Raw genomic sequence first — 17,836 nt, 5'->3', positions numbered from 1 at the left:
GCAATTGATTATCATCTGACCGCTCTATCTACGCCGTGACGAAGCACTGTCATTTCGGAGGATACGCATGGTCGACGAGAAGCGGCTGATCTCGAAAATCACCTGGAAGCTGATGCCCTTTCTCGGCATCCTCTATCTCATCGCCTATATCGACCGGCAGAATGTCAGCTTCGCCAAGCTGCAGATGGTCGATGCGCTTGATATAAGCGAATATGCCTATGGCCTCGGCGCTTCGCTGTTCTTCATCGGTTATTTCCTCTTCGAGGTGCCGAGCAATCTCTTCCTCGACCGGCTCGGCGCCCGCGTCTGGTTTGCGCGCATCCTGGTCTCCTGGGGCCTCGTCACGGTCGCGCTCGCCTTCACGCAGAACGCAACGATGTTCTACATCCTGCGCTTCCTGCTCGGTGTCTGCGAAGCCGGATTCTTTCCCGGCGTCCTCTATCTGCTGACGCTCTGGTTTCCCTCGGCCTATCGCGGCAGGATGGTCGGGTTGTTCATGATCTTCAGCGCGATCGCCAATGCCGTCGGCGCGCCGCTCGGCGGTATGCTGCTCGATCTCGACGGTCTCTACGGCTTTGCCGGCTGGGAGTGGGTCTTCCTCGCGACGGGCGTTCCGGCCGTCATCGCCGGCATCGTCACCTTCTTCTATCTTCCCGGCCGGCCCGAAAGCGCAAGCTTCCTCAGCGGTGAGGAGAAGGCCTGGCTCGAACGCAGGCTTGCCTCGGAAAATGCCGGCATGGGCGAGAATGCCTCAAACGGCTTCAAGGCGCTCATCGACCCGCGCGTGCTGCTGATGGCGCTCTGCTATATCGCCTTTCCGCTTTCGGCCTATGGGCTCAGCTATTGGCTGCCGACCATCGTCCAGGCCTTCGGCGTCAGCAACACGGTGAACGGTTTCCTCAACATCATTCCCTGGGTGCTGGTTGCAGTCGCGCTTTATGCCGTTCCCGCCATGGCCGACAAGGCGCCATCGAAGACGCCCTATATTGTCATTCCCGCTTTCATCGGCGCTGCCTGCCTGCTGCTCTCGGCGCTGATCCCGAACCACGCTTTGCAATTCGCCTTCCTCTGCGTCGCCGCTGCCGGCATCTTCGCACCCCAGCCTGTCTTCTGGAGCCTGCCCTCCCGTTTCCTCAAGGGGGCGGGTGCTGCAGCGGGCCTTGCCGCCATCAATTCGGTCGGAAATCTCGGCGGCTTCGTCGCCCAGAACGTCGTGCCCTGGATCAAGGAAGCAAGCGGCAGCACGATCGCGCCGATGTTCTTCCTGGCCGCCTGCCTGGCTGCCGGCGCCCTGCTGGTCTTCGTCGTCACGCATCAGCTGTCGCAACGGGAGCATGCGGCGGCGGCGAGCCGGGTCTGAGAAAGGTTCAGGCTGTCAGGGTGAAAGCGTCGCTTTCACCGGGAACGAGTTCCAGCGGCCAGATCCGGTTGCGGGCGCCCTGCGGATAATGATCGGCATAGGCCGGCATGGTGGCGAGCAGGGTTTCGCCAAGTTGCGCCCCGAGATCGCGCAGCGACATGCGGAAGGAGGTCAGCGACGGCTGCAGGAAATGGGTGCGCGGCTCCTCGCGGAAACCGACGACGGCGAGGTCGCGGCCGGGCACGATGCCGGCCTCGGCCAGCCGCCGGTAAAGCCCGATCGCCATCAGCTCGTGGATCAGGATGATCGCGGTCGGCCGCTCTTTGATCATCAGCAATTCGTGGCCAGCCTGATAGCCGCCCTGTTCGCTCGACTTGACGCGGATGACGAGAGCCGGATCGAAGGCAATGCCGTGCCGTTGCAGTGCCTGGCGGTAACTGTCGAGGAAGATGTAGCCGAGATTGATGTCGGAGGAGGGGGCGGCTACCGCGATCCGCCGGTGGCCTTTCGCGACCAGCCGGTCGACGCCGCGCGCCGCCACGCCCTCGAAATCGAGATCCATCCAGGTATAGCTGCCGCCGGACGCGCTGCGGCCGAGCGCCACGAAGGGGATGCGGGCCTTTTCCAGAAGCTCGATGCGCCGGTCGGTGCGTCGCGTCGCGGAGATGATCAGCGCATCGACCAGGCGGCGCGCCACCATGCGCTTCAGATATTCGTGCGGATCCTCGTCATCGGGACAGGGCAGCATGACGAGATCGAGCTTGTGACGGGAAAAGACGCTCTGCAGCCCGTCGGTGACGCCGAGGAAGAAGTCGTCGCTGTTTTCGACCGTCTCGCGGCTGACTTCGAGCATCAGCCCGATGACGTTGGTCATGCCCTGGCGAAGGCTGCGGCCCGACTGGTTGGCGACGTATCCGAGCTCCTCGGCGGCGGCAAGCACCCGTCGGCGCGTTTCGTCGTTGACGTCGGGCTTGCCGTTCAACGCACGGGATACGGTTCCGATCGAAATGTCGAGATGTTTGGCAAGCTGGCGAATTCCCTTCATCTCAGGCGATCTTCCTCCCTTACAGCGCCGAGCGTCATATAGGACGCACAAACGACGCTGTAACACTTTGATCTACGTGTCTTCTTGCCACAGGATGGCGTCCGCGAAAAGCGGTTGGGGAGGTTAGGGTTCGAAGCTCTGGCGGATGATGAGTTCCGGAATGACGCGCTCGTACCCTGGAGGCGCATCGGGGTTTTCAAGCCGCCGCTCCATCAACTCGACGGCGCGCAATGCCATGGTCAGCGGATCCTGGCGGAAGGTGGTGAGCTGATAGCTCAGCCAGGCGGATTCCGGCACGTCGTCGAAGCCGATGACGGCGACATCCTCGGGGATGCGCAGCCGCGCTTCCAGGCGCACGACATCCATCAGCCCGAAGGCGAGCTGGTCGTTGACGCAGAAGACGGCGTCGGGCTTGATTTTTTCCGAAAAGAGCGCGCGCCCGGCAGTGACGCCGCCATCATAATCGGAATCGCCGCCGCGCCCGACGACGACGGATGCACCGAGCGACCCGGCCGCCAAAAGGAAGGCGTTTTCGCGCTCGATGATGGCAGGCGTTCCCGTGTTCGAGCCGATGACCGCCAGCCGCCGTCTGCCGCTTTCGTAAAAGGCCGTCGCCGCCTTGCGGGAGGCTTCGGAATTGCCGGCGCGCACATGGTCGGCGCCGGGTTCCGAGCGGCCGATCACGACGAGCGGCTGGCCGTTTCGCTGTGCGAGTTCGAAAAAACTCGCCGGCGGCGAGCCGGAGAGGATGATGATCGCTTCGGCGCGGTGGCCGATCAGCATCTTCTGGGCGGCGAGCAGCTCGTCTTCCGTCTGGCCAGTGTTGATGAGGATAGGGATGCTGCCGCGTTTGATCAGGCTTTTGGCCAGTGCTGCGGCGAGATGCGCGCGAAAGCCCAGCTCCGGCCGCGTGGCGACGATGCCGACAAGACGGCTCCGGTTGGCAAGCACGCCGCGCGCCAGGTCGTTGACGTGATAGCCGAGTTCTTGCGCTGCCCGCAGCACCTTTTCCCGCGTTGCCGGCGCCACGCTGGCGCCCGGCGTGAACGTGCGCGACACGGCCGAGCGCGAAACGCCTGCCAATTGCGCGACCTGCTCGGCGCTGACGAAGCGCATGCGTTCTTTCTTCGGCGCCTTGCCGCCGGTCCCCGGACCATCATTCATCGGCTTTCAGCTACTGCTCGTCTCTTACAGCCGAATGACAGGAAGCGCATGGGCAGCCAGAATTTTTGATGAAAATGCCGAGGCTGCAGGACGCAACCTCGGCGGATGGGCGAAAATAATGAGATCAACGCCTTAAAAGGCGCTCAGCTCCGCTACTCGCAGACCTGCACGGTTTCGGTATGATAGCCGCCGTCATAGCGGTTGCGGACGTCACGGTCCTCATACCAGCATCTCGGCGCGGGTTCGACATAGCGAGGGCCATCGACATAGCGGGGACCGCCATCGACGTAACGGGGGCCGCTATTGGCGATCGCGCCGCCGATCAGGCCGCCGACGACACCTGCGGCAACGCCGCCGGCGATGACACGACCGGTGTCGTTGTGATGATGGCGATCACGCGCGGCAGCAGGCTGAATGGCCGATCCAACAAGGGCCGTGGCGATCAACAGGCTGCTTATAACTCTCTTCATAACGTTCTCCTCAGTGGCAACTGGGTCCCCCGATAGGAGATAAATGGGGCAGCACGGCGTTTGTTCGTTCAAACTTTGCAACAGGCATTAATGCATGCTGCCCGAGTCAGGTCGCCGATTGCGCCGCCGTCGTCTCTTCCAGCACGTCTTCGGGAATGTCGTCGAAGGAGGCGTAGTTGAGATTATAGAGCTTGGAATAGAGCTTGCCGTTCTTCATCAGCAGGCGGTGGTCGCCGTTTTCGATGATTTCGCCGTTCTGCAGCACGATGATGCGGTCCGCCTCGCGGATCGTCGCCAGTCGGTGGGCGATGACCAGGCCGGTGCGGTTTTCGAGCAGCTTCACCAGCGCCTTCTGGATCAGCATCTCGGTATAACTGTCGATATTGGCCGTTGCTTCGTCGAGCACGAGGATCTTCGCGTCCGCCACCAGGGCGCGGGCAAAGCTCAAAAGCTGGCGCTGACCGAGCGAAAGATTGCCGCCGCGCTCACCGAGAACGCTGTCGTAACCATCGGCCAGTCGCATGATGAAGTCGTGCGCGCCGACGGCCTTCGCCGCCTCGATCACCTCTCCACGCGTCGCCCCCAGCTTGTGGTAGCTGATGTTTTCGAAAACAGTGCCGGTGAAGAGGAAGGGCTCCTGCAGCACCATGGCGATCTGCGCCCCGAGCGAATCCTGGGTCAGATCACGCACATCATGGCCGCCGACCAGCACCTGGCCCTGCTGCACATCGTAAAAGCGATGGATCAGCGACATGCAGCTCGATTTGCCGGACCCGGTCGGCCCGACCAGCGCCACCGTCTCGCCGGGATTGACCTTGAAACTGACATGCTTGAGCACCGGATGTTTCGGATTGTAGCCGAAGACGACGTCCTTGAATTCGACCGAGCCGTCCATGTCGCGCGACAGCGCCGTGGCACCAGGCGCATCCTTGATGTCGACAGGCACGTCGAGCACTTCGGTCAGCCGCTGGCCTGACGCCATGGCGCGCTGCATCACCGAATATTGCAGGGTCAGCGAACGGATCGGGTCGAAGAAGCGCTGGATATAGAACAGGAAGGCGATGAGCACGCCGACATCGAGCGCCTGGTTGAGCACGCGGGCGCCGCCGACGACGATGACGAGCGCCATTGCCACGCCGGTCAGGCTGTCGACGATCGGCACCATCACCTGCGCATAACGCGCCGCTGTCAGATGCGTCTTGAGGTTGGCATGCGCCTTGTCGTCATAGAGCGTGAAGTTGACGCCCTGCCTGTCCATGCTTTGGACGGCGCGCACGCCGTGGATCGCTTCGGCGAGTGCGCCGGCAGCAACCGAATTGGTCTCGTGCGCGGCCATGAAAGATTTGCGGGCGAGCGGCAGCCAGAACAGCCGGACGATGAACAGCACCGGCAGCACCGAGAGCGTCAGCAGTCCCAGCTTGAAATCGAGATAGAGCATCACGAATACGATGCCGAAGAGCAGCACGATGTCGCCGACGGAAAGCACCGAGGTTTCGAGGAATTCCTGCATGGAGTTGACGTCGCCCTGCAGGCGCGACATCAGCCGGCCCACTTCGGTCTTGTCCATGAAGGAGAGCGAGACGCGCTGGAGATGCGAAAACATTGCCTTGCGGATATCGAAGAGCACCTCTTCCGCCACGCCGCCGACCAGCGTCTCCTGTGCGTAGCTCGCCGCATAGTTGATGAGGATGGCCATCGTGAAGGCGACGATCGACCAGATCAGCGCCGAATGGTTGCCGCCCGGCGACATGCCATGGTCGATGGCATAGCGGATGATCAGCGGGATGATGAGCTGCATCATCGTGAAGGTCAGAACGGCGACGACGGACCAGAGGACCTGACGGCGATAGGGGTGAACGAAAACCCAGATGCGCTTGATGATGTTGCCGTCGAAGGCCCTGCCGAACATCTCCTCCTCGACGCGATGCGAACCGACCACCGCCCGCGGCGGGCGGCGTCCATCCTCGCGAACGTCGGGACGCTCGGTTTCCAGTTCCTCGGCCATGACATTCCTCCCGCGGCCATCACTTCCGGTGGCCTGCATAGTCACTACACATTCCTCTCCACTTGGCAGCAGAGGGGAACATATCCGTTGCTAGGCGCTCAGCGCCTCGTCGCCCGGCCGCACCTGAAGGTCGTAGAGCGCCTTGTAGCGCCCGCCGAGCGAAAGCAGCGCCGCATGCGTGCCGCGCTCGACGATCCGGCCGTCTTCGACGAACAGGATCTGGTCGGCATGCATCAGCGAGCTCAGGCGATGGGCAACGATGATCGTTACGCGGTCAGCGGCATAGCGGCGCATGGCGCCGCGGATGCGCTGCTCCGTGGCCGCATCGATTGCCGCCGTCGAATCGTCGAACACCATCACCGCCGGCTTCAGCATCAGCGCGCGGGCGATCGAAAGACGTTGCCGCTGGCCGCCGGACAGCGAAACGCCACGCTCGCCGACGACAGTGCCGTAACCGGTGGGCAGGCCGAGCACGTAATTGTGGAGCTGGGCGCTTTCGCTGGCGCGCTCGATGCGGCCTTCCTTCGCCCACGGGTCGCCATAGGCGATATTGTTTTCGATCGTCGTGGTGAACAGGAAGGAATCCTGCTGCACGACGGCCACCGCCCGGCGCAGCGATTGCAGCGTCGCCTTGCGGATGTCCTGGCCGTCGATGGTGATCTTGCCGCCGGTGACGTCGTAGAAGCGCGGGATGAGATGGGCGATCGTCGACTTGCCGCTGCCCGGAGGTCCGACGATGCCGATCGTCTGGCCGCGCCTGGCTTCGAAGGAGACATCGTGGAGCACAGTGCGCTTTTCCGAACCCGGATAGGCGAAGCTGACATTCTCGAAGCGCAGCACGCCATCGGTGAGCTTCAATTCCTTCGCATCCGGCGCATCCTTGATTGAAATGTCGAGGTCGAGCAGGGCAAAGAGGCGCGTGCCGCAGGTGGAGGCGCGGGCAAAGGCGTTGACCATCAGGCCGAGCTGGCGCACCGGCATCTGCAGGATGGTCATGAAGGTCAGGAACGAGGCCAGCGTGCCGACGGTGATCTCGCCCGACATCACCTTGCCGCCGCCGACCCAGAGCACCAGGCCCATCGCCGCGAAGAAGGAGAAGGTCATGGCGCTGGTATTGGTGACGCGGATGCCGACGCGCTGATGCGCGAGCGCCAGCGCATTCTTCGACGCCGCCTCGAATTTCGACATTTCGTGGTCCTGCGCGGCAAAGGCGCGCACGACGCGGATGCCGCCAAGATTCTCCTCCATGATGCGGGTCAGCACCGAAAGCCGCTCCTGCAGGTCGAGCCAGGTGGCGCGCAGCCTGAGCTGCGTCACCGAGGAGCGCCAGCCGACGAAGGGCACGAAGGAGAGCGCCAGCAGGCCAAGGACGATATCGGTCGACAGGAGCATATAGGCGCCGATTCCGATCAGGATCGACAGCAGGATCATCCGGACGAGCGCGGTGGAAAAATACATGCGCACGCCTTCGAGGTCGAGCAGGCCGACGGTGATCAGGTCGCCGGAATGCACGGTGTCATGAAAGCTGAAGGAGAGCCGCTGGATCTTTTCGTAGCAGGCCAGCCGCAACTCGTAGCCGATGTGATGGCCGACCGATTCGCTGTAATAGTTCTGGACCATGGTGAAGAGGCCGCGCAGCACGCTGGCCCCGAGCAGCAGCAGCGCCGTGGTCAGAAGCGCGTCCTGCGCCACCTGGCCCGCCGCTCCGCCGCTCATCGCCAGCTGCGTGTGGTCGACGGCCTGGCCGAGAAGGCGCGGGATCATCAGCTGGAAGGTAGAGGCGACAAGCGTGGCGCCGATCGCAAAGCCGGATTGCCAGGGGTGGCGGAAGGCCATCATGGTGATGCGCACCAATGTGTAGAGGCCTCGGCCCCAGCCTGCCGCAGTTGCAAGCGCCATCGAAGCCGAAGGCTTCGTCGCGCGTGTTAACGCATCGCTGCTCACGGTATTTTTTCCAATAGATGTGTGGTCGGACGCTGGCCCGAAAAGACGGCAAATCCATGAAGGGATTGATAGCATCTTCACTTTTGCCGATTCCATTTGGGGGTTCAAGTAAAGAATTCACCAGTTGGTTATTTTTACGTGAGGTCGCCTCGCCACCCCGGCGGGAACAATCTGCGCGCGAACGGGTTGCAGCAGGCGAATGCCCGACAGCCAGCCTTTACCGGAGAGACCCATGCCGCTCAAAGCTCTCGCCCTCAATGCCACGCTGAAGACCAGCGACGCCAAGGAGGCGTCCTCGACCGACCGGATGATCGGCCTGATAGACAAGGCAATGTCCGCGCACGGTGTCGTGACCGAGGTGCTGCGCCTTGCCGATTTCAACATCAAGCCGGGCGTCACCTCGGACGAAGGCGCCGGCGATGATTGGCCTGATATTCGCGCAAAGCTGCTCTCCGCCGACATCCTGCTGATGGCGACGCCGATCTGGCTCGGCCAGCCATCCAGTGTCTGCAAGCGGGCGCTGGAGCGCATGGACGCCTTCCTCGATGAGGCGGACGATCAGGGCCGTATGGTCTCCTATGGCCGGGTCGCGGCCGTCGCCGTCGTCGGCAACGAGGACGGCGCCCATCACGTGTCGGCCGAGCTCTTCCAGACGCTGAACGACGTCGGTTTCACCATCCCCGCGAATGCGGTCGCCTATTGGGTCGGCGAGGCGATGGGTTCCACCAATTTCGCCGATCTAGACAAGGTGCCGAAGGTCGTGACGACATCAGTCGAGATGTTGGCGCGCAACACGGTGCATCTGGCAAACCTGCTGAAGGCCAAACAATATCCGGGCGAGGGCAGCTGAAGAGGGGCGGCCCGGCCGGACTTTATCCGAAATATCTGTAAATTATCTTTATATTTCAATGGATTGAAACGATGTGGCAATAAAGCTCTTGCCACATGCGCCATTTAGCGCTTTCATACACTACTAGTTTAATAGACTATGGACGAGCGTGATTGCTCCCCTAGTTTCCTTGCGGGGCCGCTGGTTCGGACCCCCGATGCGGGCGGCAGATGTTGCGAATGGCCGCATGAACCTCATCAACGCATGATCCGCTGTTTTATGCGTTGAAACCTCGATCGACCCATAGTGCGGATGAAGCCGCAAGGGAGTTGCGATGACGGTTCAGGGACTTTTTTCGGCGAGAGCCAATGCGGCGGCGCAGATCTCGGCCGTGCCGCGCATCGCCATCGTCGGGCGCGGCTTTTCGGGCATGATGACGGCGATCGCGCTGATGAAGACGGTGCGCGCGCCCTTCCATCTGCAGCTGTTTGATCCGAATTCGTCGGTCAGCGGCGGGCAGGCGCTGGCTTCAGCCCGCTCCTCGACGATCCTCAACACCCGCGTGCGCGATCTTTCGGTTTCGCTCGGCGATAATGACGATTTCAACGACTGGCTCTGCAGCAACGCCGCCTTCCGCGCCGCCGTGCCGGCGGCCATCCCCGGATTCCGGCAGATCTTCGTGCCGAAGGAAATTTTCAGCGATTATGTCTACCAGCGCTTTTCGGAGGCGCTGGCCGCCCGCAGGGACATCACCGTCCAGGTCTGCAACGATCCGGTCGTGGCGATCCGAAGGAGCCACGGCAACCGCTTCCTGCTCGAAAGCGCCAATCCCGCCAATCCGCTGTTCGATACCGTGATGCTTGCCACCGGCTACGGCCTGACTGCGCCGGATGCCGGCGAGCAGGAGGCTTCGCCGGTCAGAGCCCAGCGCCTGGTGGCGCGGCCGCATGCCGTGCTGCTCGGCAGCGGCATCCGCGTCGTCGACCAGCTGCTGCAACTGCGCGATTCCGGTTATGCCGGCCAGGTGACGATCATTTCCCGGCACGGCTTTCTGCCCCAGAGCCATACGCCGAATTCCGCCGATCCGGTCTTCCCGGCCGAAGCGCTGCCGCAGAGCCTGCCTGACATCGTGCGTTTCATCCGCCAGGCCTGTCGCGAGGCGGAGGAGGAGGGCCGGAGCTGGCAATCGGTGATGAACGGCCTCAGGAAACACGCCCGCTCGCTTTGGCGCTCGCTGCCGGCGCGGGACAAGCATCAGTTCAACCGGCACCTCAGGGCGATCTACGACAGCCATCGCAACCGCCTGCCGGAGGCCATGCACCTGCGGCTGAAACGCGAGCTCGCCGAGGGTCGCACGGTGCTGCGCCGCGGCCGCGCTGGTCGGCGGGGCCTGAGCGGCCTGTTCTTCACGCCGGCCGGTTCCGCTGCCGAGGAAGTCATCCATGCCGAGCGCATCATTGACTGCCGCTGTCACGCGCCGGATCTTTCCGCGCCGCTGATGCAAAGCCTGCTTTCGGCCGGCCTCGCCATGCCGGACGAGCTGTCGCTGGGGCTGGCGGTCAATGCGCGTGGCGAGCCCTTCCTCGAGGACGGTTCGACGGTCGCCGGGCTCTTTGCCGTCGGCCCGCTCGGCCTTGGCAGCCTGCCCGATATCGATCTCGTGCCGGAGATCGTCTCGCAGGCCTATGCGGCTGCCGAGCGCGTCGGTGAGCGGTTCTACCCGCAGGTCAAGGCCGTCTGAAATTCGAGGCTGTTTCGGAACCATCCGCCCGCCGCTGCGTTATAATGCGCTGGTGGTTAAGAGGGGCCGATGGAAGCGCTGAATCGACATGATACGTCTCTCAACGAGGAGGGACGCTTTCGCCTTCTGGTCGATGCCATCACCGACTACGCCATCTATATGCTGAGCCCTGAAGGCATCATCACCAGCTGGAATACCGGCGCTCAGCGCTTCAAGGGTTACAAGCCTTCCGAAATTCTCGGCGAGCATTTCTCCCGTTTCTATCTGGAAGAGGACCGCGCAGCGGGAGTTCCGGCGAGGGCTCTCGCCACGGCGGCGGAACACGGCCGGTTCGAGGGGGAAGGCTGGCGCCAGCGCAAGGATGGCAGCCGCTTCTGGGCGCATGTGATCATCGATCCGATCCGCCGTCCCTCAGGCGAGCTCATCGGCTTTGCCAAGATCACTCGTGATCTGACCGAACGCAGAGCAGCGGAACAGACAATCCGCCAGAGCGAGGAACAGTTTCGCCGGCTGATCCAGGGCGTCTCGGACTATGCGATCTACATGCTCGATCCCAACGGCAACGTCAGCAGCTGGAATTTCGGCGCTGAGCGTATCAAGGGCTATCGGCCTGATGAAATCATCGGCCGGCATTTCTCGACCTTCTACACCCCCGAGGATCGCGCCACCGGCGTGCCGGAGGCCGCTCTCGCCATTGCGCGCGCCGAGGGCCGGTTCGAGCGGGAAGGCTGGCGCATGCGCAAGGACGGCACCCGTTTTTGGGCGAGCGTCGTCATCGACGTCATCCGCGACGACGAAGGCGGCGTGCTCGGTTTCGCCAAGATCACCCGCGATATCACCGAGAAGATGGAGACTCAGCGGGCACTGGAGCAGGCGCGCGAAGAACTCTTCCAATCACAGAAGATGGAAGCCATCGGTCAATTGACCGGCGGTATCGCCCATGACTTCAACAATCTGCTGATGGCTGTACTCGGCAGTCTCGAAATCCTCAAGAAGCGCATGCCGCAGGATCTCTCCCTGACGTCGTTGGTCGACAATGCCATGCAGGGTGCTCAGCGGGGTGCTGCCTTGACGCAGCGTATGCTGGCCTTTTCCCGCCGGCAGGAACTGCTGATGGAGCCGATCGACGTTTCCGGCCTGGTCCGCGGCATGATGGATATGCTGAGCCGTTCGCTCGGACCACTGACCGTGATCGAAACCTCTTTCCCGGTCAGGCTGCCGACGATCCTGACCGATCCGAACCAGCTCGAGATGGCGATCCTGAACCTCGTTGTCAACGCCCGCGATGCCATGCCGTCCGGGGGCCGGATCGTGCTTCGCGCGTCCGAGGAATCGGTGCCGGCGGGCAAGGGTCCGCTGCCGCCCGGCCGCTATGTCCGCATCGCGGTGATCGATGAAGGCGAGGGCATGGATGCAAAGACGATGGAGCAGGCAATTACTCCGTTCTTCACCACCAAGGGTGTCGGCAAGGGCACCGGCCTCGGCCTTTCCATGGTGCAGGGCCTTGCGTCCCAGTCCGGCGGCCGCCTCATGCTGAAGAGCAGCCTCGGCGAAGGCACGACGGCCGAAATATGGTTCCCGGTCGTCACTGTCGAGCGGGTGACCGAGGCCGCTGCCGGCCTGCCGCTACGCGAGGACAATGCGCCGCGCCGGCTGCGCATCGTTGCCGTCGATGACGATGGTCTGGTGCTGATGAACACGACGCTGATGCTGGAGGATCTTGGCCATACGGTGTTCGAGGCGATGGCGGGTTCCGAGGCGCTGGAGATCCTGCGCAAGCAGAAAGTCGACCTGGTAATTTCAGACCATGCCATGCCGCGCATGACTGGCGCACAGCTCGCACAGGCGATCCGCAAGGAATGGCCCGATATGCCGATCATCCTCGCAACCGGTTACGCCGAGATCCCCGAAGGGGCAGGCATCGTTGACCTGCCGCGCCTCGGCAAGCCGTTTTCGCAAGCGCAACTCGCCGAGGCGATCAGCCGGATCGCTTCATAGCGGCTTTCTCGCCGCGAAGAATGAACACCAGCAATGCCAACACCATCGCCGCCAGCCCGTACCAGGTGATCGCGTAGAGGAGATGGTTGTTGGGAAAAGCGATGATCGTGAGGCCGCCGACCGGCAGGCCGCCCGGATTGGCCGTGGCATCGGCGTCGATGAAATAGGGAGCGACTGCACTGATGCCGCGCTTTTCAGCGATCGCCGCGACATCGCGTGAATACCACCGGTCGGCTGCGACGTCGTTGGATTGCAGCAGCGATCCCTTCGGCTCGGTCATGCGCATCAGCCCGGTGATCTCGACCGGGCCGGACAGTTCGCCCTCGCGGCGCGAGGCCGGGTCGCGCCTGTCGGTCGGCACGAAACCGCGATTGACGAGGATCGATGTGCCGTCGGCAAGTGTGAGCGGCGCCATAACCCAATAACCTGGACCGAGTATCGTGGAGGCATAGACCAGCGTCTCCTTGTCGTTCGCCAGCATCCCCACCGCGGTCACCCGCCGATATTCGTCATCGGCGGCATTGACCTTGCTCCAGTCGGCGCGCGTCGGGGCAGGCACGGGCGCGGCATGCACACGCTGGTCGACGCGGGCGATGAGGTCGCGTTTCCAGGCGAGGCGCTCAACCTGCCAGGTGCCGAGTGTCGCGAGTGCTGCGGCAAGCAGGATCAGGCAGACGGCGAAGACCGCGCGTTTTACCTGATAACGCCGTTTTTCCGAGGGAGCCTGCGGGTGACGCTGCCGCCGCCCCTTCGTAGCAGTCACGGCATGTTCTTCATCATTTCGGGGCTCATCGGCATCATGTTGGTGTTGAGATGATGCATGACCCAGAGCGAGCCGGAGAGCGCGATGGCGACGATGATGAGGGTGAAGATCAGCGCCATGATCGTCCAGCCGCCCTCGCTCCTGGTGTTCATGTGCAGGAAGAAGACCATATGGACGACGATCTGGATCGCGCCGAGGCCCATCACCAGCACCGCCGTCACCGCCGGGCTTTCGAACACGCCTGCCATCACAAGCCAGAAGGGAATGGCGGTGAGGATGACGGAGAGCACGAAGCCCGCCATATAGCTGCGGAACGTGCCGTGGCCGGCCTGATGGCCGTGGCTGTGGCCGTGATGAGCCTCGTGGGCATCCTCATGTGCAGGTGCTTGCGAACTCATCCGAGAACTCCCAGCAGGTAGACGAAGGAAAAGACGCCGATCCAGACGACGTCGAGGAAGTGCCAGAACATCGAAAGGCACATCAGGCGGCGGCGGTTGGCCTCGATCAACCCGTGCATCGACACCTGCACCATCAGCGTGATCAGCCAGATGATGCCGAAGGTGACGTGCAGCCCGTGCGTGCCGACCAGCGTGAAGAAGGAGGAGAGGAAGGCGCTGCGCGTCGGCCCGGCTCCCTCATGGATCAGGTGGATGAACTCGTAGAGTTCGAGCCCGATGAAGGCTGCGCCGAACAGGCCGGTCACACCAAGCCAGAACAGCGTTTCCGCCTTGGCGTTTCGCTCCATCTGCAACATGGCGAAGCCATAGGTGATCGAGGAGAACAGCAGCATCGAGGTGTTGAGGGCAACGATCGGCAGATCGAACAGATCGGCCGGCGACGGGCCGGCGGCATAGTTGCGGCCAAGCACGCCGTGTGTTGCAAACAGCACCGCGAAGATCAGGCAGTCGCTCATCAGGTAGAGCCAGAAACCGAGATTGGTGCTGTTCTCCGGATGATGATCTTCCGTCAGGTAGAATTCAGGCTTTTCGGCCGTGTCGATGGTGTGATCGCTCATGGTCTCTTACACCTGCTCGGCAAGCAGCGCGGTGCGCTTGCCTTCCGTTTCGGTTACCTCTTCGGCGGGGATGTAGAAGTCGCGTCTGTAGTTGAAGGTATGGCCGATCGCCACAGCCAGCATGGCGACGGCGGAGACGACCACCAGCCACCACATGTACCAGATCAGGCCGAAGGCAAGCGCGACGCTGATGCCCGACAGGATTGCGCCGGTGCCGGTGTTCTTTGGCATGTGGATCGGCCGGAAGCCTTGCAGCGGACGCGCATAACCGCGGTTCTTCATGTCGTACCAGCCGTCATGATCGTGCACGACGGGCGTGAAGGCGAAGTTGTAATCCGGCGGCGGCGAGGAGGTCGACCATTCCAGCGTGCGGCCGTCCCACGGGTCGCCGCTGTCGTCGCGCAATTCCTCGCGCTTCATGAAGCTGACGACGATCTGGATCAGGAAGGCGGCGATGCCGAGTGCGACCAGGCCGACGCCGAAGGCGGCGATGATGAACCAGATCTGCAGCGACGGGTCCTCGAACTGGCTGACCCGGCGGGTGACGCCCATCAGGCCGAGCACGTAGAGCGGCATGAAGGCGAACCAGAAACCGATCTGCCAGAACCAGAAGCTCAGCTTGCCCCAGAAGGGATCGAGCTTGAAACCGAAGGCCTTCGGGAACCAGTAGTTCACGCCGGCGAACATGCCGAAGAGAACGCCGCCGATGATGACATTGTGGAAATGGGCGATCAGGAACAGTGAATTGTGCAGCACGAAATCGGCCGGCGGCACGGCAAGCATGACGCCGGTCATACCGCCGATGACGAAAGTGACCATGAAGCCGACCGTCCACAGCATCGGCACCTCATAGCGGATGCGGCCGCGATACATGGTGAAGAGCCAGTTGAACATCTTCGCCCCCGTCGGGATCGAAATGATCATCGTGGTGATGCCGAAGAAGGAGTTGACGCTGGCGCCCGAGCCCATCGTGAAGAAGTGGTGCAGCCAGACGATGTAGGACAGGATCATGATCACACAGGTGGCGTAGACCATGGAGGCGTAACCGAACAGGCGCTTGCCGGAGAAGGTGGCGACGACTTCCGAGAAGATGCCGAAGGCCGGCAGCACCAGGATGTAGACCTCCGGATGACCCCAGATCCAGATGAGGTTGATATACATCATCGGATTGCCGCCGAGGTCGTTGGTAAAGAAGTTCGTGCCGGCGTAGCGGTCGAGCGACAGCAGCGCGAGCGTCGCCGTCAGGATCGGGAAGGAGGCGACGATCAGCACGTTGGTGCAAAGCGCCGTCCAGGTGAAGACCGGCATCTTCATGAAGGTCATGCCCGGAGCGCGCATCTTGACGATGGTGGCGATCAGGTTGATGCCCGACAGCGTCGTTCCGACGCCGGCCACCTGCAGGCCCCAGATATAATAGTCGACGCCGACGCCCGGACTGTAGGCCGCCCCCGACAGCGGCGGGTAGGCGAGCCAGCCGGTCTGCGCGAACTCGCCGATGAACAGCGACAGCATGATGATGATCGCGCCGGCGGTGGTCATCCAGAAAGAGAAATTGTTGAGGAAGGGGAAGGAGACGTCGCGCGCGCCGATCTGCAGCGGCACCACGAAGTTCATCAAACCGGTGACGAAGGGCATCGCCACGAAGAAGATCATGATGACGCCGTGGGCGGTGAAGACCTGGTCGTAATGGTGCGGCGGAAGATAACCCTCCGAACCGTTGAAGGCGATCGCCTGCTGGATGCGCATCAGGATCGCGTCGGAGAAGCCGCGCAGCAGCATGATGACGGCCAGGATCACATACATGATGCCGATCTTCTTGTGATCGACGCTGCAGATCCAGTCGCGCCAGAGCGGACCCCAGAACTTGAAATAGGTGATAAGGCCGAGCACCGCGATGGCGCCGATGACGACGCCGATGAAGGTCACGACCAGGATCGGCTCGTGATAGGGGATGGCATCGAGGGTCAACCGGCCGAAGACGAACTTCAGGAGGTCAGGATTGGAAAACATGGAACAACCCGTTCATTATGTCTTGCGACGCAAAGCGCCAGGTTAATTGTTGTTGTTGAGCTGCGCCGGCGCCGGATCGGCGCCATTGCTCATGCCGGGCATGGAATGACCCTGATGCTGCATGTCCATCCCGGGCGTACTAGGCATGCCGGGCATGTCGTGCTGCATGCTGCTGCCGTCGGGACGCTCGGGCTCGCTTCGGGCCGGAGCCCCGGTTGCCGCCGGCGCCACGATGCCTTCGTCGGCATGACGATCGTCATAGCGCAGCTTCTCGCGGTTCTCCGCACTTTCCTTGCCGCCGCCGCCCATCATGTCGATGTGCATCATCTCGTTCATGCACATCTTGCCCGGCGCGGCGCACATGTTGAGGATGGCGTTGTAAAGGTCGGCATCGGCGCCGGCATAATAATGCACCGGTTCCTTCTCGCTCGGCTTTTCGAGCTTCAGATAGGCGTCGCGATTGAGCATCGTGCCCTGCTGCTTGACCTGCGCCACCCAGGCGTCAAATCCCTCTTTGGTCAGGCCATGGAACTTGAAGCGCATGTGGGAGAAGCCTGCGCCGCTGTAGTTGGCAGAGAAGCCGTCATACTCGCCTTCCCTGTTGATGACGGCGTGCAGCTTCGTCTCCATGCCCGGCATGGCGTAGATCTGGCCGGCAAGGGCAGGGATGTAGAAGGAGTTCATCACCGAGGAGGCGGTGATCTTGAAATTGATCGGCATGTCCACAGGAGCCGCGAGCTCGTTGACCGTGGCAATACCGAGTTCGGGATAGAAGAACAGCCACTTCCAGTCGAGCGCCACGACCTCGACGGTCAGCGGCTTGGTATCGGCGGGAATGGGGCGCTCGGCATCGAGGCGGTCGAGCGGGCGGTAGGGATCGAGCTTATGGGTGGAAATCCAGGTCACGGCGCCAAGCGCGATGATGATCGCCAGCGGTGCTGCCCAGATCACGATTTCGAGGCGGGTCGAATGGTGCCATTCCGGCGCGTAAGTTGCGGCCGTATTGGCGCGGCGGTAGCGCCAGGCGAAGAACAGCGTCAGGAAGATCACCGGGATGATGATCAACAGCATCAGCACCGTCGAGATGACAATGAGATCGCGCTGTTGCATGGCGATGTCGCCGGAAGGCGCCATGACCACCATGTTGCATCCTGCCAAGAAAAGCAGCGGCAAGACGGATAGAAGGCGGGAAAACTTCATGAGTTTTGGCACGTCTCTAAGCTCTTGTTGTTTCATTTGATCCGCGACTAAAGCACTGAACCCGATCGCGACATGAGGCGGAAGGTCGCAGTGCAGCAATCTTGCCGCACTGCGGTACAAATCAGGTCGCACTACAGCTTTGAAATCCTGATGAAATCAAGAAGGATTTTTCGCGAGCGCATGTTTCGACCAATATATCCGCTACAGCCGGCCATGCCAGCGTTCCAATGGGAAAATCGCGGTCCCGATCACGCTATTTTTCCCATCCAAGCCTCATTTTGAGCAGCCATGA

14 protein-coding genes are annotated in these 17,836 nt (G+C 62.3%); 4 read left to right on the top strand and 10 right to left on the bottom strand.

Going from position 1 to position 17,836, the window contains the following annotated elements:
• Nucleotides 1-67 precede the first annotated feature (67 nt).
• Nucleotides 68-1,360, top strand: a complete 1,293-nt coding sequence (locus FHT75_RS12220; RefSeq protein WP_183844761.1) for an MFS transporter — start codon at nt 68-70, stop codon at nt 1,358-1,360.
• A 7-nt stretch (nt 1,361-1,367) separates the two neighbouring features.
• Here the strand turns inward: FHT75_RS12220 and FHT75_RS12215 are convergent, their stop codons facing one another.
• The 5 genes from FHT75_RS12215 to FHT75_RS12195 form a co-directional block, all read right to left on the bottom strand.
• Complete coding sequence (locus FHT75_RS12215) at nt 1,368-2,405, bottom strand: LacI family DNA-binding transcriptional regulator (RefSeq protein ID WP_183844762.1); 1,038 nt, start codon at nt 2,403-2,405, stop codon at nt 1,368-1,370.
• A gap of 123 nt (nt 2,406-2,528) precedes the next feature.
• A complete protein-coding gene (locus FHT75_RS12210) occupies nt 2,529-3,569 on the bottom strand; it encodes a LacI family DNA-binding transcriptional regulator (protein ID WP_097595619.1) in 1,041 nt (346 codons plus the stop codon).
• 152 nt (nt 3,570-3,721) lie between these two features.
• A complete protein-coding gene (locus FHT75_RS12205) occupies nt 3,722-4,039 on the bottom strand; it encodes a hypothetical protein (protein WP_047612619.1) in 318 nt (105 codons plus the stop codon).
• A gap of 106 nt (nt 4,040-4,145) precedes the next feature.
• A complete protein-coding gene (locus FHT75_RS12200; protein WP_183844763.1) occupies nt 4,146-6,044 on the bottom strand; it encodes an ABC transporter ATP-binding protein in 1,899 nt (632 codons plus the stop codon).
• A gap of 90 nt (nt 6,045-6,134) precedes the next feature.
• Nucleotides 6,135-8,096, bottom strand: a complete 1,962-nt coding sequence (locus FHT75_RS12195) for an ABC transporter ATP-binding protein (protein WP_183844764.1) — start codon at nt 8,094-8,096, stop codon at nt 6,135-6,137.
• A gap of 124 nt (nt 8,097-8,220) precedes the next feature.
• On the opposite strand from FHT75_RS12195, the gene FHT75_RS12190 reads away from it, so the two are divergent.
• The 3 genes from FHT75_RS12190 to FHT75_RS12180 all read left to right on the top strand — a co-directional run bounded on the left by FHT75_RS12190 (nt 8,221) and on the right by FHT75_RS12180 (nt 12,556).
• A complete protein-coding gene (locus tag FHT75_RS12190; RefSeq protein ID WP_183844765.1) occupies nt 8,221-8,838 on the top strand; it encodes a flavodoxin family protein in 618 nt (205 codons plus the stop codon).
• A 313-nt stretch (nt 8,839-9,151) separates the two neighbouring features.
• Nucleotides 9,152-10,558 (top strand): FAD/NAD(P)-binding protein, encoded by a 1,407-nt coding sequence (locus FHT75_RS12185; protein ID WP_183844766.1) that lies wholly within the window; start codon nt 9,152-9,154, stop codon nt 10,556-10,558.
• Between the two features lie 69 nt (nt 10,559-10,627).
• Complete coding sequence (locus FHT75_RS12180) at nt 10,628-12,556, top strand: PAS domain-containing sensor histidine kinase (protein WP_047612633.1); 1,929 nt, start codon at nt 10,628-10,630, stop codon at nt 12,554-12,556.
• Here FHT75_RS12180 and FHT75_RS12175 read toward each other — a convergent pair.
• The 5 genes from FHT75_RS12175 to cyoA are packed head-to-tail and all read right to left on the bottom strand — an operon-like array spanning nt 12,537 to nt 17,556.
• Nucleotides 12,537-13,319, bottom strand: a complete 783-nt coding sequence (locus tag FHT75_RS12175) for an SURF1 family protein (protein WP_183844767.1) — start codon at nt 13,317-13,319, stop codon at nt 12,537-12,539. The genes FHT75_RS12180 and FHT75_RS12175 overlap by 20 nt on opposite strands.
• Nucleotides 13,316-13,717: a cytochrome o ubiquinol oxidase subunit IV gene (cyoD, locus tag FHT75_RS12170; RefSeq protein ID WP_028756182.1), complete on the bottom strand. Its 402-nt coding sequence runs from the start codon at nt 13,715-13,717 to the stop codon at nt 13,316-13,318. Before cyoD ends, FHT75_RS12175 begins: the two co-directional genes overlap by 4 nt.
• Nucleotides 13,714-14,334 (bottom strand): cytochrome o ubiquinol oxidase subunit III, encoded by a 621-nt coding sequence (gene cyoC, locus FHT75_RS12165; RefSeq protein ID WP_028756183.1) that lies wholly within the window; start codon nt 14,332-14,334, stop codon nt 13,714-13,716. The genes cyoD and cyoC overlap by 4 nt, the downstream gene beginning before the upstream one ends.
• Nucleotides 14,335-14,340: 6 nt before the next feature.
• A complete protein-coding gene (gene cyoB, locus FHT75_RS12160) occupies nt 14,341-16,344 on the bottom strand; it encodes a cytochrome o ubiquinol oxidase subunit I (RefSeq protein ID WP_028758834.1) in 2,004 nt (667 codons plus the stop codon).
• 42 nt (nt 16,345-16,386) lie between these two features.
• On the bottom strand, nt 16,387-17,556 hold the full coding sequence (gene cyoA / locus FHT75_RS12155; protein ID WP_063475959.1) for a ubiquinol oxidase subunit II: 1,170 nt from the start codon (nt 17,554-17,556) through the stop codon (nt 16,387-16,389).
• Nucleotides 17,557-17,836: the final 280 nt, after the last annotated feature.

Origin of the sequence: Rhizobium sp. BK112, assembly GCF_014193215.1 — a bacterium.
In the GTDB taxonomy this organism is placed as follows: domain Bacteria; phylum Pseudomonadota; class Alphaproteobacteria; order Rhizobiales; family Rhizobiaceae; genus Rhizobium; species Rhizobium anhuiense.
This window is presented reverse-complemented; position numbering and strand designations above follow the sequence as displayed.